Raw genomic sequence first — 19,034 nt, 5'->3', positions numbered from 1 at the left:
GAAATCTCCCGTGAAGCGCCGAATAACCCGTTCAGCGGCTTACTGGTGGTTGTCGGACGCAGTGGCGGCGCTGGCGAAGTACTTGTCGTTGAGACGCTTGAGCGTGCCATCGGCCTTGAGCGCTTCCAGGGCACCATCGATGGCTTTCTTGAGGTCGCGGTCGCGCTTCTTCATGGCGATGCCGAAGCCGTCGCCGAAGTACTTCTTCGGCTCGCTGATGGCGCTGCCGGTGTTGACGAAGTTGCCGTCGTTGGCGTTGACCAGGGTGTCCTGACCGACCGGCAGGTCCAGGAAGGCGACATCGACGCGGCCACTGTCCATGTCCAGCACCAGATCATCGAGCTTGGTGTAGCGGCGCACTTCTGCCGTGCGGCCGTAGAGGTCGGTGACGTAGTGATCCTGCAGGTTGCCGCGCTGCACCCCGATCACCTTGCCCGCGAGCGCCTCGGCATCGAGGGTATCCGCGCCCGCCAGCGGGCTGTCCGCCTTGACGAACCAGCCGGACGGCGGCGTGAAGTAGGGCTCGGAGAACAGCACCTGACGCTCACGCTCCGGATTGATGGTCAGCGCCGACATGATGACGTCGTACTTGCGCGCCATCAGGCCCGGGATGATGCCGTCGAAGTCCTGCTCGGTCCATTCGCAATGGGTGGCGAGCTGGGCGCAGATGGCGTTGCCCAGTTCGATCTCGAAACCGGTCAGCTCACCGCTGGGCAGCTTGTAGCCGAAGGGCGCGTAGGGCACGTCGATGCCCAAGCGCAGCGGGTCCGGCACATCGGCCGCCTGGGCGGCGCTGGTGGTGATGGCGAAGGTGGAGAGACCGAGGGTGAGACCCAGCAGGGCACGTGTCGCGAACTGTTTCATTACTTGTCATTCCTGAAGTCTTGGACACCTCGAGGCCTGCCGTTGGCGTGGCGCTCGCGGTGCTGAATCATGTGCCGGTCACGGGACCACCGTGCCGGGATGTGCCACAGGCCGAGCGGTAGGCTCAGCGATGGGCCAAGGGCCATTCATCAGTACTGTTGATCAGGGCTGCTGATCAGGGCGCTTTGTCAGTACTTGGGCGCCAGGAACTGCTTGAGGCGCTCCGACTGGGGATTGCCCAGCACGTCTTCCGGCTTGCCGGCTTCCTCGACCAGTCCTTGATGCAGGTAGACCACCTGGCTCGAGACATCACGCGCGAAGCTCATCTCGTGGGTCACCACCACCATGGTGCGGCCTTCCTCGGCCAGGTCACGCATGACCTTGAGCACGTCACCGACCAGTTCCGGGTCGAGGGCCGAGGTCGGTTCGTCGAACAGCATCACCTCCGGCTCCATCGCCAGCGCGCGTGCGATGGCGCCGCGCTGCTGCTGGCCACCGGACATCTGCGCCGGATAGTAGTCGGCGCGCTCGAGCAGGCCGACGCGGTCCAGCAGACTGCGTGCGTGGGCGATGGCTTCCTTCTTCGGCTTGCCGAGCACATGGATCGGCGCCTCGATGACATTTTCCAGCAGCGTCATGTGCGACCACAGGTTGAAGCCCTGGAAGACCATCGACAGGCGCGCGCGCATGCGCTCGACCTGACGCCAGTCCATCGGTTCGCGGCCACGGCGGCTTTCCTTGAAGCCGATCTGCTCGCCATGCACGAAGATGTCGCCGCCGTCCGGCTGCTCCAGCAGGTTCATGCAGCGCAGAAAGGTGCTCTTGCCGGAACCGGACGCGCCGATCAGGGTGATGACATCGCCCTTGCGCGCTTGCAGCGACAAGCCCTTGAGCACCTGATTGGTGCCGAAGGACTTGGTGATGTTGCGGACCTCGAGAGGCAGCGCGTCGCTGCTCGGGCTCTCGGCCACGGAAGATCTCATGGTCATGCAGTTACTCCAATCCGGACGTTGCCAGCCCTGGGGGCAATGACACGCCACGAGTCCGCCGCGGGGCGGTCGGGCTCGGGATACAGGTTCGTTGCCGACATGGCACGGCTGCCTGGTACTGCCTTTCACTCTCGCTCGCTGACGTGCGCGACGCAGACGTGATGAGGCGGCAAGGCGTGGCACGGGAGGAGTGGCGGAGAATGCCGTCAGGGGCATGGCCAGTTCCTCATGATCAGTCCGATTGATCGTCGTTCTCGCTGCCAGTGACCGTCTACAACAGGCGAAAAATGCCTGTGCTTGCATGTCGTGGACGGGAAAGGGGGCCGATTCTACCAGCTCAACGCAGGGTTCACCGCTATCTGGCGTGGAGGAATGTTACGACTTTGGTGGAGCCTGCAAGGACGCACGCGGATGCCGTCCGGCCGTGGGGGAGGAGTCTTCATGATCAAGGTCGCCTGTTGTCGTTGTAGTAAGGCTTTCGTCAGTGCAATCGCGCCGGCATCGTGCTGCGCCCTGAGGGGGATGGGCGGGCAGAACGCCGGCGCCTGTGGCTCAGTGCCGGTTTGTTCAGTGTCTGGTGACTCAGTCTGTCGGTGTCGAGCTCTCGGCCAGCAGCAGGGCGGCGCGGGCGCCTATCTCCACCTTGGCGTTGGGGAACACCACCCGCAGTGGCGTATCGCCAATGATGCAGGGGCCAGCAGCGGCGTCTTCGGCCACCACGCTGCCGGGGGCGAAGGCGGTGAAGTTGGCGACATCCTCGCTGAAGCACAGCGTGAAGTCGGCTGACTGACGCATCAGTTCCACTTCCACCGTGAAGTAGTCGATGGCCTCGGGGTCTGCTTCGGCGGGTGCCGTGCCGGTCGCCAGCGCCGCGAGCAGGGCTTTCATCGGTGCGAGTGCCGCCATGTCGTTGGCGCCGAACGGGCGTACCTGGCCCAGCTCCAGCGTGAAGGCGTCGGCATCATGGTAGTGGCGCGAATAGTGCGAGAAGGTCCAGCTGTGTTGATGCTGGTGCAGCACGGCCTGGATGCCGGCGGCGCTCAATATCGGCCACTGCGATGCGCTGATGGCGTCGCCATCACTGAAGGGCACCACCGCGAAGCGCGGATAGAGGCTGTCGCGGATGGCGGTGTGCATGTCGTAGTGCAGACGGCGCGTACCCTCGGCCAGCGGGAAGCGGGCATAGAATGTGTCCACTGCCGCCATCAGCTGACGCGCGCGTGCCGGCTCATCATCGGACGGACAGTCGTTGCCCGTGACGCTTGCCTCGGCGCGTTTGAACAGCCGATTGAGATTGGTGGTGATGAAACGCTCGCCACGGCGGATGGCGGGCAGGTTGCCCAGAATCAGCAACAGCGGCGCCCCGACGATCATATGGCCGCTCTCCAGTCCCGCGATCAGCTCACCGAGCAGTTCGATGGGGGCGGTCTCGTTGCCGTGGATGCCGGCGGAGATCACGCACGGGCGCGCCTTGGGCCCCATCACGTCGGGGGTGATCTCCAGCACGCCGGGTGCGACGATCTCATAGCGACCGCCGGGAATACGGCCCATGCCACGGGCGCTGGCGTGGCCTTCGAGTGTCAGGTCTAGCCAGTCGGCAATCACGAGGCAGTCGGCTCCTGGCGAACATTGGTGGATTCGAAGATCTTGTCGGCGCTGGCCGCCACGAAGCCCTGATACAGCTCGCCATCGGCATCGGGGTAGCGGCGCGCGAATTCGTAGTAGCAGGTGGAGATCTCATGCTCCTCGCCACCGGCGAAGGTGAAGGTCTGGCGGTCGGCGAGGGTGGAGGCCTGCTCCAGCAGCACCTCGGGCGAGCCCTTGATGCGCCCTCCGGCCGGGTTGATGCCAAGGCCCAGCGACTCGACGCGCGTCAGCACCTTGTCGAGGGTGTCGTGACGGCTTAGCGCGTTGACGCTGATGGTGAAGTGGTTGGCGCGCAGGCCGATGATCGACAGCCAAGCCGCATACTCGCTCTCTTCCATCAGGCGCTGATACTGCTCGAAGCTGGGCGCTTTCCACAGGCGGCCAGACCACAGCACGGAGGGCTGGGTGGCGGCATCCGGCGAGATCTGGCTGACCAGGCCATCGATGATCGCCTGGGCGCGCTCGGACAACTCATGGCATTTCAGCTCGGAGAGGAAGACGCGCGGCATGTCGGGTGACGGCGGCAGATAGCCGAAGGCGCGCAGCTTCTTCTCGCGGAAATCATAGGGCGCGAAGCGGGTATAGCCCAGCGCCAGCAGGTGAGGTTCCAGCGCGCTCAGGGTGATCGGCCCGCGATCGAAGGTGCGGAAGGCGACGTGGTCGTTGACGATGGTCTCGCCGTCAGCGATGAAGGCATCCTGGATCTTTTGGGCCTGGGGCGTCATGGCGACGTAGTCATCCCACAGGGCGCTGAAGAACTGCTGGATATCCATGGCACGGGCTCCCTCTGAACTGAGTTGCCCAGTGCAGCGAGGTGTCACTGGCACTGGGCGGCAGCATCAAACGATTGGCATCAGGGCAGTGCACTCGGCGTGGCGCTACCCCGGAAGATTGTCAGCTCACCATTGGCGAGCCACGCGCGCGTGACAAGATGCGAGGTCGGTTGGATGAAAGCGGCTGTCCGCACCATATAAACGTCACGCGCCGGTTTAGACCTTGGTGTCAGGCCTTGGGTCCTGGGACCGGGTTCGGCGTCAGCGTTCGATGTTATCGGTAGAGGGGCAGGCGTTGCCCTGTTCGACCTTGATCAGCGCGTCGGTCGCGAAGCCGAGCTCGGCGGCCTGCTCGACCAGCGCCTGGTAGGTGGCGTCATCCAGCTGTGGCTCACGCGCCAGTATCCACAGGTAGTCGCGATCGGCGCCGGCCACCAGCGACCACTGATAGTCGTCATCCAGCGCCAGCACGTTGTAACCGCCATAGAAGGGGCCGAAGAAGCTGACCTTGAGGGCCGCCGTCTCGCTGCCCTGAGTGAAGTAGGCACGACCTTCGGCCTGGCTCCATTGCCCTTGCTCGGCGTTGTAGCCGCGATTGATGACGCGCACGCCGCCGTCCTCGCGGGGCGAGTAATCGGCGCTGACGCAGCTCAGGCCCTCCTCGAAGCTGTTGGGCAGGCGGGCGATCTCGTGCCATTCACCGTAGTAACGTTCGAGCTCGAAATCCTCGACGGGCTGGGTGCCGGAGGGGACTCCGGCGCAGCCGCCGAGGAGACCGAGACCGATTAGAGAGAAGGCAAGATGCGGCAGGCGTGTCATTGGCAGGCTCCATGCGCCAGGACGCCCCATTGATGAGTCGTGGGGCGTTCTGGCGTGATGCGGGTCATGAGAAAAAGGACGAAACGGCATCCTTGTCTCATTGGGGCGTCTGCCGCTGTCTCAAGAGGGAGGGTGGCGCGGCGACATGCTCGAGGCGCCGAGCGCCGAGCGCCGAGCGTCGATCGTCACAGTACCAGGCGGAGCGGATTGCCGGTGACGACGACGCCCCGACCGCGTTGCTTGGCCTCGTACATGGCGCTGTCGGCGCGCGCGATGACCGTTTCCGGCGTGGCGCCCGAGAAGGGGAACAGGCTGATGCCGATACTGGCGCTGACGGCGATGATCAGCGGCTCGCCATCGACTTCCAGCGTGATGGGACGACTGATGGCGTCGATCAGACGCTCCGCCAGCTGCTCCGGGCCCTTGCGGCCGTTGCCTTCACGGCTGATCAGTACCAGAAATTCATCGCCGCCCAGGCGACCGACGATATCGTTGCCGCGCAGGGTGTTGCCCAGGCGTTCGCCGGTGATGCGCAGCACTTCATCGCCGATGGCATGGCCGTGGCGGTCATTGACGGGCTTGAAGCCATCGAGGTCGATGAACAGCGCGGCCTGCACCGTGCCGGGAGTCTGGATGTCGAGTATCTGGTCGAGGCGTGTCAGCAGGGCGCGCCGGTTGAGCAGCCCGGTGAGCGAGTCGCACATCGCGTGGTCGCGCAGATCGTCCCGCTCGCCGGTGATATGGCATTCATGCAGGAAGAGTTGCCGGCTCTGGCGCTCGCGCGAGTAGGCGCTCAGGCCTGCCAGCATATTGACGGCCATCATGAAGAAGACTTCGTTGACCTCCACTAATGTATCGGAGCCAAGATGCATCAGCGCGCAGCTGACGGTGCAGCCCATCCATATCAGCAGTCCGCAGCCCATGGCATAGATGAACTGCAGTCCCAGCAGGGTGTAGGTCCAGAAGACCACCAGCAACAGGGCGACGAAATAGACCGGGAAGTCACCATGCTCGTCCTCATGCTGTCCGGCGGCGTGGCTCTCCACCAGGTGCTCTCCGGCGTGACCGTCCCCCACATGGAACATCGCCAGCGTCCCCAGCGCTGCCACCAGCGAGGCCAGGCACAGGATGCCGTTGACGTGGTGTCGGAAACGCGGGAGACGTGACAGCAGAAACAGGCCCAGCACGCCGATCAGAACGCTGGTACGCAGCAGCAGGTAGGGCTCGTAGTGATCCAGCAGACTGATCTCGATCAGCCCATAGGACGCGAACAGCAGACAGCTCAGCGGGATGGTGATCCGGCTGAGCTTGTGTGAGGTCTCGATCTGTCGACGCCGATAACGTCGTTCCAGGGTGTCATCCGCAAAGCAGAGTGTCATGGGATTCATGGGGCGATACCTGAGTTGCCAGACTCTCAGGATGCCACTGCCTTGCGTGGTATGCCCTGGAGGAACCGCCGCAACCTTTGCGTGCGGTTCAACGCTATTTCAAACACTCCGCTGCATGAGGGCTTTAGTGCTCACGACTGAGTGAGGTTGGCACCGGCCAGCTGGCGCGCCGTGACGCGCAGCGCGGATTCCACCATGTCGTAATCCACATAGCAGCCCTGCAGGTGGCGGCGGCCGGTCGTCGGGTCGAAGGACTTGCGGCCGTGCATCACGCGGCGGTTGTCGAAGGCCACCATCTGGCCGGCTTCCAGCTTGAGATGCAGGCGGAAGGCCGGTTCCCGCAGGATGCTCCAGTACTGGCGATAGGCGCTGTACCAGGCCTGCATCTGTTCCAGCGGCAGGCGCAGGCTGTCGCGGATCCAGTTGTTGAAGCGCACCTCGATGACCTTGTCGTTGGCATCCAGGTGGATCACCGGCTCGCGCACCACCAGGTCGGTGGTCTCGTCGGCAAAGCGGAAGTCCACCGGGGTCTCGGCCAGCAGCCTGAAGGCCTGCGGGTCCCGCTCGCGCAGGGCTTCGGCGACCGCCATGCCGTCTCCGAAGATGGAATCACCACCTTCGGCCTCATTGGCCAGGCAGTAGAGCATCTGGATGTCTGGCGGCTGACGCCAGTTGGGCAGGTCGGTGTGCAGTTCCAGCGCGATCGGTGTGTAGGCGGCATTGTTGGGCGCCTGCTTGGAGAAGACCTCGAAGCGGCCGCCGAAGTTGGTCGCGCGGATCGGGCCGATGGTCGCGGCCACCTGGTCGATCTCGCCGCCTGCCGTCGGGCCGGCATCCAGAATCGCGAAGCCGTCGCGGCACAGCGCTTCCAGCCAGCCCAGGCGCGCCTGTCCACCGGCCATGTAATCGGCAAAGGCGGTGACGTGAGGCTTGTGACCCTGCTGCCAGGCCTGGCTTGCGGGGACCGGCGTGGCCGGCGGCGCATCACTCGGACGACGTTGCAGCAACCAGCCGGCATCGAAGCGGCTGGTGTGGCCGTCCTGCCAGACGACGACGAGATTGCCTTGCTCGACACGCATCTGATGCACCGTCAGGGCTGCATCGTCCATCAGCATGAAGGTGCGCTCGAAGGTCTGCGGATGACGGCAGAGATCGCAGGCGCAGTGGTCGCGCAGCCAGATCAGCGGCAGCTGGGTCTGCTCACCGCTGGCCCATGCCAGTGACGCCAGGGTCTCGTCGTGGTCTGCCTTCACCAGCGGCGCGCCCTCGTGATGGGGCAGGTATTCCTTCATGTCCCACTGATGGCGTGCCTGTGGCGCTTCAGTGTCTTGGGTGTCAGGGGCAGATGCGATGAGAGTCTCCATGGGCGCCGTCCTATGTCGTGTGAGCAGTAGCAGGTGAGCCAACGCGTGTCGCGTGGCTGGGTCGTATGGCTGAGCCGTGACCCGAGAATGAGACCATTGTCCCCCTCGTCATCACGGCTGGCCAACGCGAAATATGACGGCCATGACTTAGCTGAGCTAATGTGTGCGATTGACCTTCATGCTCTGACGCGAGATAGCCATGCACGAACCTTCCCCTACGACACCGAATGCCTTGCCGCGCCCCCTGCCGCCGCTGGCCTGGTTGCAGGCCTTCGAAGCCGCTGCGCGCCTGATGAGCTTCACGCGTGCCGCCGAGGAGCTGAGTGTCACCCAGTCGGCCATTAGCCAGCGGATTCGCCAGCTGGAGGACCGCCTTGGTCAGCCATTGTTCGTGCGTCATGCCCGCAGCCTCAATCTGACGCCGGCCGGTCAGGCCTGGTTGCCAGCGCTGCAGGATGGCTTCCAGCGCCTGCAGGAAGGCACGCTGGAAGTCTTCGGCCCCTCGCGCGCCGCGCCGGTCAGCCTGCGGGCGACCCCGATGAGCCAGCAGGCATGGCTGTTGCCGCGGCTGGCGAACTTCCACCGTGACCAGCCCGAGATCGCGCTGCGTCTGGTCAGTGCCTTCTGGCAGAGCGATTTCGATGGCGAGCAGGTGGATATCGAACTGCGCTACGGCCAGGGTGACTGGCCGCAGGTGGAGGCGATCCAGGTGGGGGCAGGGCAGGAGAGAATGGCCGTCGTGGCGAGTCCGGCGCTGAGCGCGCAGCTGAGCACGGCGGCGGACCTGGCCGGCATGACGCTGCTGCATGCCGCAGGCTTCGCGGTGGGCTGGCGGCGCTGGCTGGTGGCGGCAGATCAACTGGGGCTGGAGAAGACGACCTCCACCATCAGCTGTGACACCCAGGTGATGACGCTGGAAATGGCGCGTCTCGGCATGGGGGTGGCGCTGGTGCATGAAGGCCATTTCCGGCAATGGCTGGCGTCCGGCAACGGCGGGCTGGAGCAGGTCTTCGCGTTGACGATCCCCGCCGAGCAGAACTTCTGGCTGGTGCGCTCCAATCAGCGCCCGATGCGGCCCACCGCGCAGCGTGTCTGGGATTATCTGTTGGCGGAGCCACAGTGAGCGATGCAGAGGTTGCTTTTGCGCCTCCTGCTGATCGAGTCGGCGTGTCTGCTGGCGCGCTTCTGGATGATATACCGTTAGCTTGAGATGATGCCCGGCGCGGTAAGCGGCCGCTATCTCTTCTCTATCGCGATTTCCTCGCCTTGCTGGCGCCTTGTCTGCCAAGCGGGTGGTCAGATCTGCCAGTCGTGGTCAGGCGTGGTCAGGCGTGGTCAGTCGTGGTCAGGCGTGGTCAGTCGGGAGGCGGCGGGCAGCGCGCCAATGGCGACTGCTGGAAGAAGCGTTCCAGCAGGTCATACAGCGCCGGATAGGCCGCATTGAGCTCATCCGGTGCGCTGAAGAAATACTCGCAGCAGACGGCGAAGCATTCGGCGGGGTGGCTGGCGGCGTAGTCATCGATGGGCGTCGGCTCACCGCGTGACAGGCGCGCGCTCAGGTCATCCCACACGGCAGTGAAGGTGGCGTGCCACTCCGCCGCGCTGATATGGCGTGGCAGGGGCGGAAAGCCATCGGCATCGGTGGCGTTGGCCATGTCGAGCTTGTGGGCGAATTCATGGATCACCACGTTGAAGCCGCTCCAGTCACCGCTGGCGGCCAGGTCCTGTTGGGTGACCACCACCGGCCCCTGGTACCAGGTCTCACCGGCACGGGTGTCCTCGAAGACATGCACCACACCGGCGTCATCCATCTCTTCCACCTCACGGCGGATGGCCTGCAGCGGCAGCATGATCTCGTGCACGCGAGCGCCGGCGTCCTGCCAGCGTTCGGCATGCGCCCAGCCGTTGAGCAGCAGCATCGCCTGAGCGGCCAGTGCCAGTGCCTCGACCTGTGCGAGCGGCTCGGCGCTGGTCAGCTTCCAGTCGTTCAGCTGATGGCGGGCGCGCCGTTCAAGACGCGCCAGTGCCTCGGCGTCGAGTCCTTCGAGAATCGGCAGGCGCTCGCGGACTGCCTGCCACGCGTCATCCGGCGCTGTCTCGCCACCTGGGGGTGCGGTCGAGACAGCGCCGGCGTCGGGGGCTGAGCTGTCACGGCCGTGGCGAGCGGAGGGCTGCCACAGCCGTTGCCACCAGTGCGTCATCGACTCAGTCCTGACGGCTGCCGGACTTCCACGACCAGTCACGCAGACGTAGCTCGAAGAGGTCCTTGCGGCGGTCCTTCAGGTTGGTCACCGAGCCTTCGCTGCGCACCACCTTGAGACGCTCCAGATCGAGATCCGAGAACATGATCATCTCGGTGTTCGGTGTGGTCTCGGCCATCACCGCGTCATGCGGGAAGGAGAAGTCCGACGGCGAGAACACCGCTGACTGGGCGTACTGGATGTCGAGGCTCTCGATGGACGGCAGGTTGCCGACGCTGCCGCAGACCACCACGTAGCATTCGTTCTCGATGGCACGCGCCTGGGCGCAGTTGCGCACGCGCAGGTAGCTGTTCTTGGTGTCGGTCCAGAACGGCACCATCAGGATGTCCATGTCCTGATCGGCCAGCAGGCGCGACAGTTCCGGGAACTCCACGTCGTAGCAGATCAGCATGCCGATGCGACCGGCGTCGGTCTCGAACACGGCCAGCTCGTCACCGCCCTTGATGATCCAGTCGCGGCGCTCCTGCGGCGTGATGTGCAGCTTGGCCTGACGGTCGATCTCGCCATCGCGGTGACACAGGTAGGTGACGTTGTAGAGCTCGTTGTCGTCACCGATCTCGACCATGGAACCGGCCACGATGTTGATGTTGTAGGCCACCGCCATGCGCGAGATTTCCTGCTTGAAGCGCTCGGTGAAGCCGGCGAGGTAGCGGATGCAGCGCACCGGGTCGCTCTGGTCTTCCAAAAGGCCGATCAACGGCGTGTTGAACAGCTCCGGGAAGACGGCGAAGTCACTCTGGTAATCCGACAGGGCGTCGACGTAGTACTCGACCTGTTGCAGCACGGATTCGACGCTGTCGAACTTGCGCATCTGCCACTGCACGGCGCCGACGCGAATCATCGTCTTGCGGCTTTCCAGCACGCGCTCGGCGGGCTCGAACAGGATGTTGCTCCACTCCAGCAGCGTGGCGTAGCCCTGGGAATCCTCGTCTTCCGGCAGGTACTGGCGCAGCAGGCGCTTGACCAGGAAGCCGTTGGCCAGCTGGAACGACAGGATGGGATCATGGATCTCGCGACGCTCCACCTTGTCGATGTACTCGGAGGGCGAGAGCTCGGCGGCATATTCGTGGTACTGGGGAATGCGTCCGCCGGCCAGAATCGAGCGCAGATTCATCGAGCGGCACAGGTCCTTGCGCGCCTCGTACAGGCGGCGACCGAGGCGATAGCCGCGGTAGTCGACGTCGATCAGCACATCCAGACCGTAAAGCGCATCGCCATCCTCCTTGTTGAGGATGATCTCGCGCTGGCCGATCAGGTCGTCGTACTTGTGCGGGTTGGAGAAGGCGTCGTAATCCACCAGCGCCGTCAGGGCGACACCGACCAGCCTCTCGCCATCCTCGATCACGATCTGGCCATCGGGGAATTCGGCGATCAGGCGGTTGATGGTGTGCTCAGGCCAGGCGCCACCGATGTCGTCGTAGATGCCGTCCATCAGGCGCTTGAGCTGGGGGTAATCTGACTCCTGCAGGTTGCGCAGGTTCAGGTGCAGGTCTTCGACGGACATCGAGACTCCTTGGAAAATGAAAGAGGGGATCAGGGCAGGAAGTGGCTGGCGCGAACGCGATGGGCCCCATTATTCGCGCTGTCGAGGCCGGGTGTCATCAATATCCTTTGGTCAATGTCCGGCCCTGGTCATGCAACCCTCATCAATGGGTCCAACCTCGCGTCACTGCAAGGGTGAGCGAGCCTTCGCGCCTTGAGTGGCGCTCAGTGCGATGTTGAACGAATGCTCATTTTGCTTGCATTTGCGCGGCACAACGTCCAAAACAATGCCAAGGGCAGGGCGCGCGCAGCGAAGTCATGCCGTTCATATCAAGCTTGAAAGACACCAGGCCCCAATGACCTCAGGCCTTAGTGACACCAGGCCTTCATGACACTAAAGGAGACCCGCATGACCCCAGTCCTTCATGAATTGCGTGGCCGTGATGACCGCCTGCGTTTCTCGCCGTTCTGCTGGCGCGCGCGTCTGGCATTGGCGCACAAGGGCCTTGCGGCCGAACTCGTGCCGATGCTGTTCACCGACAAGAGCCCGATCGACTTCTGCGATTCCACCACGGTGCCGGTGCTCAAGGATGCGTACGGCGTGGCGATGGACAGCTATGACATCTTCAAGCATCTGGACGCGCATTATCCAGACAGCGGCGATGGCCTGCTGATCGGCGATGCACATGCCGAGGCACGCCTGAACTTCGTCAAGGTGTATACCGAGCAGGTCATGGCGGTCGGCTTCTTCCGCCTGGTGGCGCTGGACCTGCTGGCGGCCATCCACCCGGATGACCGCGAGTACTTCCGCACCAGCCGCGAAGCCCGCTTCGGCATGTCCTTCGAGGAATTCAACAACGTCGAGGCCGCTCGCGGCATCCTGGACAGCGCCTTCAAGCCGCTGCGTGGCCTGCTCGCCAATCAGCCCTTCATGGATGGCGATGCCCCGGCGGCGGCGGATTACCTGGTCTTCGGCTTCTTCATCTGGGCACACATCGTCTCCGATACCTCGCCCTTCGGCGAGACGGAAGACGCGGGCGACCCGCTGGTGCAGTGGCGCGAGCGCATGATGGACCTGCACGACGGCATGGCGCGCAAGGCGCCACGTGCCAGCGAGATTCCGCAGTCATAACACCTTCAGTAACGGCTGCAGTAAAGAACATGCTCGCAATGCCTCTGGTGAAAAGCTGCACGAGGGGCCTGGCGATGAACATGATCTCCTCAATGGCTCGAACGCTCATGGGCGTTCGAGCCATTTTGCTATGTCCTTGCACAGGAGCCCACAGATGATTGATCTGTATTACTGGACCACACCCAACGGCCACAAGATCACGATCTTTCTGGAGGAAGCCGGTCTCGAGTATCGCCTCATTCCGGTGAATATCAGCAAGGGTGAGCAGTTCGCGCCGGAGTTTCTGGCCATCTCGCCCAACAATCGCATGCCGGCGATCGTCGATCATGCGCCAGCCGATGGCGGTGAGCCGATCTCGGTGTTCGAGTCCGGTGCGATTCTGGAGTATCTGGCCGACAAGTGCGGCAAGTTTCTGGCGCAGGAAACACGCGCCCGCAATGACGTGCTGCAGTGGCTGCACTGGCAGATGGGTGGCCTGGGGCCGATGCTGGGACAGGTGCATCATTTCAAGCACTACGCGCCAGAGCCGGTGGAGTACGCCATCGAGCGCTATCACAAGGAAGGCGAGCGCCTCTACGGCGTGCTGGAGCGCCAGCTTGCGGGGCGTGACTTCGTGGCGGGGGACGAGTTGAGCATCGCCGACATGGCCATCTGGCCGTGGCTGAAGGCCGAGAAGCAGGAGATCGATCTGACGCGCTTCCCGGCGGTCGCCGCCTATCGTGCCCGCATCGCCGAGCGTGATGGCGTCAAGCGGGCAATGGCGCGCATCGACGACATCAATCCGGCTGCTAATGTGGCGATGGATGAGGAAGCGCGCCGTCATCTGTTCGGCCAGCAATCCTGACGGGCAGTCAGTGCCGCTGTGAAGTCATGAAGTTGTGGAACTGAGAAGTCGTGAAGCTGAGAAGTTTGAAGCAACCGCTGATCTGTCGGCCTGCAGCGCTGTCAGGCCGACAGATCAGCGGGTCCAGTCCGTCGGCACACGACGGCGGATATGGTCGAGCAGCGCGCCGAGCTTGCGCGGCGGATGGCCGAAGGGATAGTGCAGGCTGACCGGAATCGACGGCCCCTTCCACTCGGGCAGGCAGGCCTCGAACTGTCCCGGGTGCGCCGTCGCCCGGGTACGCACGTGGTAGTCCGGCAGCAGGCCGATACCGGCGCCGTGCGCGATATGGTCGGCATGCACCACCACGTTGTCGACCGTGAAGCGTGACGGCGGCAGGCTCAGGCGATACTCGCCTTCCTCGGGGTGATTGAGCACCAGATTGGGATGATGGCGGTCGATCAGATTGACCCAGTCATGGGAGGTCAGCTCGCTGGGGTGCTGCGGATGGCCATGCTGGCGAAGATAGCTGGGGTGGGCATAGAGATGTTGCTGCTGCTGACCCAGAATCTCCTCGCGCAGCCCGGTGTCCTTGGCCGGCCCTTCCCACAGCCACAGCATCACCTGGTCGTCATCGCGTGACGGCGGAAGGTGGTTGGCGGTCAGGGTCAGGCGAATGCCCGGATACTCTTCGATGAAGTCGGTCAGCACATGATTGAACCAGCCACGCAGGAAGTGCGGGTGCGCGCTGACGGTGATATCACCGCTGATTTCCTCGCGCAGTTCATCCAGCGCGATCTGCGAGCGCTCGCCCAGCGACAGCATCTGCTGGCAGTACTGATAGAACAGCGTGCCGGCCTCGGTGGGAATCAGGCGATTGGCCTGACGATGCAGCAGTGGCTGGCCGAGCTGGTGTTCGAGATGGCTGATCCGGCGGCTGAGCGTGGACTTGGAGATACCGAGATGCTCGGCTCCTGCGCCCAGATTGCCGTAGCGCATGATGGCATCGAAGGCACTGAGGCCCTGAAATTCGTCAAGTACTGGAGGCATGACTTGGTGGCACCCGCCGCTGTTGTCTGCCGTTGAAGCGGCAAATAGCGTGAAAGAAAGCATGAAAGCAGGAATCGCGTCGTTGCTGGGGTGTGGGCCAGCGTCTCCCTGCCATTTTGGCCAGCATTGTAGCCGATCTGGTCGAGCGAATGGCATACATGTGAGTGATTCGCGTTTGCCTGTAGCCGGATGCGGCGAAACATCTGCCAGCCGGCGGCTTCCGCTGACCAGCCCGTGGCTGATGGTAGACGGGCGCTGACAGGCAGCCAGATTGCCTCAAGCGAGCCTCATGCCGCTGGCGTTCGACAAACAGGGTTGACGGTTTCCGCGCCCCGCGCGGCAATTGCGCCCACATGAGATGCACATGGCGAGCGAGCGCGGCATCATGGCGAGATCAACGCGCAGCAGGCCTCGTCGCTGCGTTTCACTGTTCAAGGACCCTGTAGATGTCATTCGCTACCCGCTTGCGCGCCCGGGCCGCCTTGCTTGCCTTTCCGCTACGGCTTGCGTCACCAGTGCCAGCTCCTTCATCAGCGCTGTTGAGGGCCGCCAGCCTGGCAGCCCCGTTGATGCTGGCACTGCTGGCCGCACCCGCTCAGGCAGACGAGCGCCCCCAGATTCGTGTCATGGCCGCCGCCTCGCTGCATGATGCACTGGATGCCATCGAGGCACGCTACGAGCGTCTCGCCGATGTGGACATCATGCCGGTCTATGCCTCGTCTTCGACCCTGGCGCGTCAGCTGGCCAATGGGGCTCCGGCGCAGCTGTATCTGTCGGCCAATGAGCGCTGGATGGACTGGCTGGAGCAGCAGGCTGGCATCGTTGTCACCGGCCGTCACGACCTGCTGGGCAACCGTCTCGCGCTGGTCGCACCCGGCCCCAGCCAGCTGGACGCCAGTGTCAGCAATGCCGAGGACGTCACCGATGTGGCCGAGCGTCTCGCCGCCACCGGCAGCAACACTCGCCTGGCCGTTGGCGACCCCGACCACGTGCCCGCGGGCATCTATGCGCGTCAGTCGCTGGAAGCGCTGGGGCAGTGGCAGACGCTGCGCTCGCGCCTGGCCAGCGCCGAGGACGTGCGCGCTGCGCTGGCGCTGGTCGAGCATGGCGAGGCCCCGCTGGGGATCGTCTATGCCACCGACGCCGCCATCAGCCATCGGGTGCATCAGATCGGCCTGCTGCCGGACAGCAGCCATGACCCCATCCACTATCCTGCCGCCTTGATCAGTCGTGGCGGTGATGCGCCGTCGTCACAGGCCGAGGCCTTCTCGGCCTGGCTTTCCAGCAACGAGGCCGGTGCCATCTTCCATCGCTTCGGCTTCAGCACGCTCGCCCATCAGGCTCCTGCTGCGCAGCCTGAGGCCGACTAGCCGCTGGATCAGCGTCGAGGTGCCTTGCGTCATACGCTGGCATGTCATCGACAAGATGAGGCCGCTACACTGGGAGCCTGCTGTCACATCGGCGTGATCAAGGCGGGCAGGGCTGTCTGCCGGCGCTTCGCGTCACGTCATGTGCGAGAACCTGTCTTCGTCTGAGGAAGATCCATGCTGAGTGCGCTGGAATGGGAAGCCCTGAGCCTGAGCCTCAAGGTGGCTTGCGTCGCGGTCGGCCTGAGCCTGATTCCCGGTTTTGCGGCGGCCTGGTGGCTGGCGCGCCGTGAGTTTCGTGGCAAGGCGCTGGTCGATGGTCTGCTGCATCTGCCGCTGGTGCTGCCGCCGGTGGTGGTCGGTTATCTGTTGTTGGTGACCTTCGGGCGCAACGGCGTCATCGGCCAGTGGCTGGCCAGGGTCGATATCGTGCTGCCCTTCACCTGGCAGGGTGCGGCGCTGGCGGCGGCGGTGATGGCCTTTCCGCTGATGGTGCGCGCGATGCGCCTGTCGCTGGAGGCCATCGACCCGGGTCTGGAGGCCGCGGCCCGCACCCTGGGCGCCAACCCGCTGCGCGTGCTGTTCACGGTGACCATGCCGCTGGCGCTGCCGGGCATTCTCACCGGCGGCATGCTGGCCTTCGCGCGTGCGTTGTCGGAGTTCGGTGCCACCATCACCTTCGCCGCCAATATCCCCGGCGAGACCCGCACGCTGCCGTTGGCGCTCTATACCCTGATCCAGACCCCGGGCCAGGAAGGCGCCGCGGCCCGGCTGTGCGCCATCGCCGTCGTCATCGCGATGCTGTCGCTGCTGGCCTCCGAGTGGCTGGCACGTCGCGCGCGACTGCGCATGGAGGGGCGTGATGCTTGATTTCCACCTCCATCGTCAGCAGGGCGCCTTCACGCTGGATGCCACGCTCAAGGTGCCGGCGCGCGGCGTCACGGCGCTCTTCGGGCGTTCCGGCAGCGGCAAGACCACTATCCTGCGCCTGATCGCAGGTCTCGAACGTCCCGACCATGGCCATCTGCGCCTGGATGGCGAGTGCCTGACGGGCGGTGAGAACGATATCTTCGTGCCGGCGCATCGTCGCAGGCTCGGCGTCGTTTTCCAGGAGCCGCGTCTGTTTCCGCACTACAGCGTGCGCGGCAATCTCCGCTATGGCATGCCGCGCGCCCTGACACCCGCCCAGCGCCAACAGAATCAGTCACGTCTGCATGAGATGGTGACGCTGCTGGGCATCGAGGACCTGCTGTCGCGCATGCCCGGCCAGCTGTCCGGTGGCGAGGCGCGGCGTGTCGCGATCGGCCGCGCCCTGCTGTCACGCCCGCGCATGCTGTTGCTGGATGAGCCGCTGACCGGACTCGACGGTGCTCGCAAGCAGGAGCTGCTGCACTACATTGCGCGGCTGGCGCGCGAGATCGAGATTCCGATCCTGTTCGTCAGTCATGACACCCGCGAGCTGTTCGCGGTCGCCGACCGCCTGGCGCTGGTGGACAACGGCCGCATCACCGCCAGCGGCGAGATCGGTGACATGCTGTCACGGCTGGACCTGGCACCGCAGACCGGCCGCTTCGAAGCGGGCTCGCTGCTGACCGCCGAGGTGCTGTCGCACGATGATGACTGGCAGCTGACGCGTCTGGGGCTGGGCGCCGGGTTGAGCCTCAAGCTGGCGCGGCTGGCGATGCCGGTGGGGCGTCGTGTGCGACTGCGGCTGCGGGCGCGTGACATCAGCATCGCGCTGGAGACGCCGACCCACACCAGCCTGCGCAATGCCTTGCCGGCCGTGATCCACGAGATCGAGAGCGAGCGCGGCCACGCCAGCGCCGAGCTGGTGCTGGGCATCGCCGGCCAGCGGGTGAGGGCGCGAGTCGATCGTCTGGTGTGTCAGGAGCTGGGCCTCAAGGTCGGGCTGGGCGTCAAGGCGCTGATTTCCAGCGTGGCGCTCTCGGGCCCCGACGTGATCAGCCTGGACGCCATGGATGACGACATCCCCATGGTGAATGCGGCCCAGCCGAGTGCGGCCCAGCCGAATGCGACACAGACAGATACCGCACAGGCCAAGGCGCCAAATGACGCAGGCTCTGCCTCGCCTGCGAGCTGATACCGCTCGCACGCACCGTAAGCTGATTTCTCGAATTGATGGACTCTGGAAAGGAAACCTCTCATGCAGTTGACCCACCTGTGGCGCTATCCCCTCAAGTCCGGCGCCGCTGAAGCGCTTCAGACAGCGACGCTCGGCGAGGAAGGTCTCACGCAGGACCGCCGCTTCGTGGTGGTCGCGGCGCGTGGCAAGTTCGTCACCGCGCGTACGCATCCCCAGCTGCAGCGCCTGGCCCTGCGCGAAGACGCCAGCGGCCAGTGGCGACTGTGGCATCTGGACCGCCCCGAATGCGGCAGTGTCAGCTTTGCCACCGATGACCAGGCCGAGCGCCTCGACATCCAGGTGTGGGCCGATCGGTTCACTGCCTTGAGCGTGAGCTTTGAGGCTGATGCCTGGCTGAGTGAGCAGGTCGGCATGCCGGTCAGGCTCAGCTGGTTGGGCGAGCGCTCGGAGCGCTATCGCGAGATCATCGCGCAGCGCGTCAGCGCCGCCGACGGCTTTCCGCTGTTGCTGGCCAATCAGGCTTCGTTGGCGGCGCTCAACGCCCAGACCCCGAGTGCGGACCATGGCATGGATCAGTTCCGCCCCAATCTGGTGATCAGCGGCGCCGAGGCATGGGCCGAGGATGGCTGGCAGGAAGTGCGCATCGGTGAGGCACGCTTCACGCTGGTGTCCTCCTGCACCCGCTGTGCGATGGTCAATGTCGACCCGGCGACGGGCGACAAGCGTGGCGACGGCGAGCCGCTCAAGACGCTGGCACGGGTGCGCCGCTTCGCGGATGGCCAGGTGCACTTCGGCTACAACCTCGTCGCGCTCGATCCCTCGCGCAAGCCGACCTTGCGTGTCGGCGATGAGGTGGAAGTCACCGCCTTCAAGTGATGTCGCTGGAATCTTGCCTACAGGCCTGAACGAAAACGCCCGCCATCATCGATGGCGGGCGTTTTCGTTGAGGGACGCTTGGCAAGACAGTTGGC

The 19,034-nt window shown here is 64.5% G+C and carries 17 protein-coding genes; 7 read left to right on the top strand and 10 right to left on the bottom strand.

Features of this window, described 5'->3' with window-relative positions:
- Positions 1 to 39: 39 nt before the first annotated feature.
- The 7 genes from LCW13_RS14235 to LCW13_RS14205 form a co-directional block, all read right to left on the bottom strand.
- Positions 40 to 864: a transporter substrate-binding domain-containing protein gene (locus tag LCW13_RS14235; RefSeq protein WP_043334394.1), complete on the bottom strand. Its 825-nt coding sequence runs from the start codon at positions 862 to 864 to the stop codon at positions 40 to 42.
- Between the two features lie 188 nt (positions 865 to 1,052).
- Entirely contained in the window at positions 1,053 to 1,847 is a 795-nt protein-coding gene (locus tag LCW13_RS14230) for an ABC transporter ATP-binding protein (RefSeq protein WP_172978744.1), read from the bottom strand.
- Positions 1,848 to 2,435: 588 nt separating this feature from the next.
- Complete coding sequence (locus LCW13_RS14225) at positions 2,436 to 3,458, bottom strand: succinylglutamate desuccinylase (RefSeq protein ID WP_225347244.1); 1,023 nt, start codon at positions 3,456 to 3,458, stop codon at positions 2,436 to 2,438.
- The gene (locus tag LCW13_RS14220; protein WP_225347243.1) at positions 3,455 to 4,273 is read right to left on the bottom strand and encodes a DUF1338 domain-containing protein; all 819 of its coding nucleotides are present in this window, start codon (positions 4,271 to 4,273) and stop codon (positions 3,455 to 3,457) included. Before LCW13_RS14220 ends, LCW13_RS14225 begins: the two co-directional genes overlap by 4 nt.
- Positions 4,274 to 4,534: 261 nt before the next feature.
- Complete coding sequence (locus tag LCW13_RS14215; RefSeq protein WP_225347242.1) at positions 4,535 to 5,092, bottom strand: lipocalin family protein; 558 nt, start codon at positions 5,090 to 5,092, stop codon at positions 4,535 to 4,537.
- 185 nt (positions 5,093 to 5,277) lie between these two features.
- Entirely contained in the window at positions 5,278 to 6,480 is a 1,203-nt protein-coding gene (locus tag LCW13_RS14210) for a GGDEF domain-containing protein (protein WP_225347241.1), read from the bottom strand.
- Between the two features lie 131 nt (positions 6,481 to 6,611).
- Positions 6,612 to 7,844 carry a TauD/TfdA family dioxygenase gene (locus tag LCW13_RS14205; RefSeq protein WP_225347240.1) on the bottom strand — a complete coding sequence of 411 codons (1,233 nt, stop codon included), beginning with the start codon at positions 7,842 to 7,844 and terminating at the stop codon, positions 6,612 to 6,614.
- A gap of 199 nt (positions 7,845 to 8,043) precedes the next feature.
- Here LCW13_RS14205 and LCW13_RS14200 point away from each other — a divergent pair, with 199 nt between their 5' ends.
- Positions 8,044 to 8,967, top strand: coding sequence for a LysR family transcriptional regulator (locus LCW13_RS14200; RefSeq protein WP_225347239.1), 924 nt, complete (start codon positions 8,044 to 8,046; stop codon positions 8,965 to 8,967).
- Between the two features lie 232 nt (positions 8,968 to 9,199).
- On the opposite strand, the gene LCW13_RS14195 is transcribed toward LCW13_RS14200, so the two are convergent.
- A complete protein-coding gene (locus LCW13_RS14195; RefSeq protein WP_225347238.1) occupies positions 9,200 to 10,045 on the bottom strand; it encodes a M90 family metallopeptidase in 846 nt (281 codons plus the stop codon).
- A 4-nt stretch (positions 10,046 to 10,049) separates the two neighbouring features.
- Positions 10,050 to 11,609 (bottom strand): carbon-nitrogen hydrolase family protein, encoded by a 1,560-nt coding sequence (locus LCW13_RS14190; RefSeq protein ID WP_043334381.1) that lies wholly within the window; start codon positions 11,607 to 11,609, stop codon positions 10,050 to 10,052.
- A gap of 387 nt (positions 11,610 to 11,996) precedes the next feature.
- Here LCW13_RS14190 and LCW13_RS14185 point away from each other — a divergent pair, with 387 nt between their 5' ends.
- Positions 11,997 to 12,719: a glutathione S-transferase N-terminal domain-containing protein gene (locus LCW13_RS14185; RefSeq protein ID WP_225347237.1), complete on the top strand. Its 723-nt coding sequence runs from the start codon at positions 11,997 to 11,999 to the stop codon at positions 12,717 to 12,719.
- A 154-nt stretch (positions 12,720 to 12,873) separates the two neighbouring features.
- A complete protein-coding gene (locus tag LCW13_RS14180) occupies positions 12,874 to 13,563 on the top strand; it encodes a glutathione S-transferase C-terminal domain-containing protein (RefSeq protein WP_225347236.1) in 690 nt (229 codons plus the stop codon).
- A gap of 114 nt (positions 13,564 to 13,677) precedes the next feature.
- Here the strand turns inward: LCW13_RS14180 and LCW13_RS14175 are convergent, their stop codons facing one another.
- Positions 13,678 to 14,592: a LysR family transcriptional regulator gene (locus tag LCW13_RS14175; protein ID WP_054555676.1), complete on the bottom strand. Its 915-nt coding sequence runs from the start codon at positions 14,590 to 14,592 to the stop codon at positions 13,678 to 13,680.
- A 446-nt stretch (positions 14,593 to 15,038) separates the two neighbouring features.
- Between LCW13_RS14175 and modA the strand changes: the two genes are divergently transcribed.
- From modA to LCW13_RS14155, 4 genes are all read left to right on the top strand, one after another.
- Positions 15,039 to 15,962 carry a molybdate ABC transporter substrate-binding protein gene (gene modA, locus LCW13_RS14170; protein WP_225347235.1) on the top strand — a complete coding sequence of 308 codons (924 nt, stop codon included), beginning with the start codon at positions 15,039 to 15,041 and terminating at the stop codon, positions 15,960 to 15,962.
- Positions 15,963 to 16,136: 174 nt separating this feature from the next.
- Entirely contained in the window at positions 16,137 to 16,829 is a 693-nt protein-coding gene (gene modB / locus LCW13_RS14165; RefSeq protein WP_225347234.1) for a molybdate ABC transporter permease subunit, read from the top strand.
- Positions 16,822 to 18,060, top strand: coding sequence for a molybdenum ABC transporter ATP-binding protein (modC, locus tag LCW13_RS14160; protein WP_225347233.1), 1,239 nt, complete (start codon positions 16,822 to 16,824; stop codon positions 18,058 to 18,060). The genes modB and modC overlap by 8 nt, the downstream gene beginning before the upstream one ends.
- 63 nt (positions 18,061 to 18,123) lie before the next feature.
- Positions 18,124 to 18,939, top strand: a complete 816-nt coding sequence (locus LCW13_RS14155) for an MOSC domain-containing protein (protein WP_225347232.1) — start codon at positions 18,124 to 18,126, stop codon at positions 18,937 to 18,939.
- Positions 18,940 to 19,034 lie beyond the last annotated feature (95 nt).

The organism is Cobetia amphilecti, assembly GCF_020217465.1.
GTDB classification, from domain to species: Bacteria; Pseudomonadota; Gammaproteobacteria; order Pseudomonadales; family Halomonadaceae; genus Cobetia; species Cobetia amphilecti.
The sequence above is the reverse complement of the archived record's forward strand: the minus strand, read 5'-3'. Positions and strand labels throughout refer to the sequence as shown.

What these genes read in the sequence shown, in the direction of transcription:
- LCW13_RS14195 (WP_225347238.1), bottom strand. Translation starts at nt 10,045, where the DNA reads ATGACGCACTGGTGGCAACGGCTGTGGCAGCCCTCCGCTCGCCACGGC.
- LCW13_RS14190 (WP_043334381.1), bottom strand. Translation starts at nt 11,609, where the DNA reads ATGTCCGTCGAAGACCTGCACCTGAACCTGCGCAACCTGCAGGAGTCA.
- LCW13_RS14155 (WP_225347232.1), top strand. Translation starts at nt 18,124, where the DNA reads ATGCAGTTGACCCACCTGTGGCGCTATCCCCTCAAGTCCGGCGCCGCT.
- LCW13_RS14180 (WP_225347236.1), top strand. Translation starts at nt 12,874, where the DNA reads ATGATTGATCTGTATTACTGGACCACACCCAACGGCCACAAGATCACG.
- modC (WP_225347233.1), top strand. Translation starts at nt 16,822, where the DNA reads ATGCTTGATTTCCACCTCCATCGTCAGCAGGGCGCCTTCACGCTGGAT.
- LCW13_RS14210 (WP_225347241.1), bottom strand. Translation starts at nt 6,480, where the DNA reads ATGAATCCCATGACACTCTGCTTTGCGGATGACACCCTGGAACGACGT.
- LCW13_RS14200 (WP_225347239.1), top strand. Translation starts at nt 8,044, where the DNA reads ATGCACGAACCTTCCCCTACGACACCGAATGCCTTGCCGCGCCCCCTG.
- modB (WP_225347234.1), top strand. Translation starts at nt 16,137, where the DNA reads ATGCTGAGTGCGCTGGAATGGGAAGCCCTGAGCCTGAGCCTCAAGGTG.
- LCW13_RS14215 (WP_225347242.1), bottom strand. Translation starts at nt 5,092, where the DNA reads ATGACACGCCTGCCGCATCTTGCCTTCTCTCTAATCGGTCTCGGTCTC.
- LCW13_RS14220 (WP_225347243.1), bottom strand. Translation starts at nt 4,273, where the DNA reads ATGGATATCCAGCAGTTCTTCAGCGCCCTGTGGGATGACTACGTCGCC.
- LCW13_RS14235 (WP_043334394.1), bottom strand. Translation starts at nt 864, where the DNA reads ATGAAACAGTTCGCGACACGTGCCCTGCTGGGTCTCACCCTCGGTCTC.
- LCW13_RS14230 (WP_172978744.1), bottom strand. Translation starts at nt 1,847, where the DNA reads ATGAGATCTTCCGTGGCCGAGAGCCCGAGCAGCGACGCGCTGCCTCTC.
- LCW13_RS14175 (WP_054555676.1), bottom strand. Translation starts at nt 14,592, where the DNA reads ATGCCTCCAGTACTTGACGAATTTCAGGGCCTCAGTGCCTTCGATGCC.
- LCW13_RS14185 (WP_225347237.1), top strand. Translation starts at nt 11,997, where the DNA reads ATGACCCCAGTCCTTCATGAATTGCGTGGCCGTGATGACCGCCTGCGT.
- modA (WP_225347235.1), top strand. Translation starts at nt 15,039, where the DNA reads ATGTCATTCGCTACCCGCTTGCGCGCCCGGGCCGCCTTGCTTGCCTTT.
- LCW13_RS14205 (WP_225347240.1), bottom strand. Translation starts at nt 7,844, where the DNA reads ATGGAGACTCTCATCGCATCTGCCCCTGACACCCAAGACACTGAAGCG.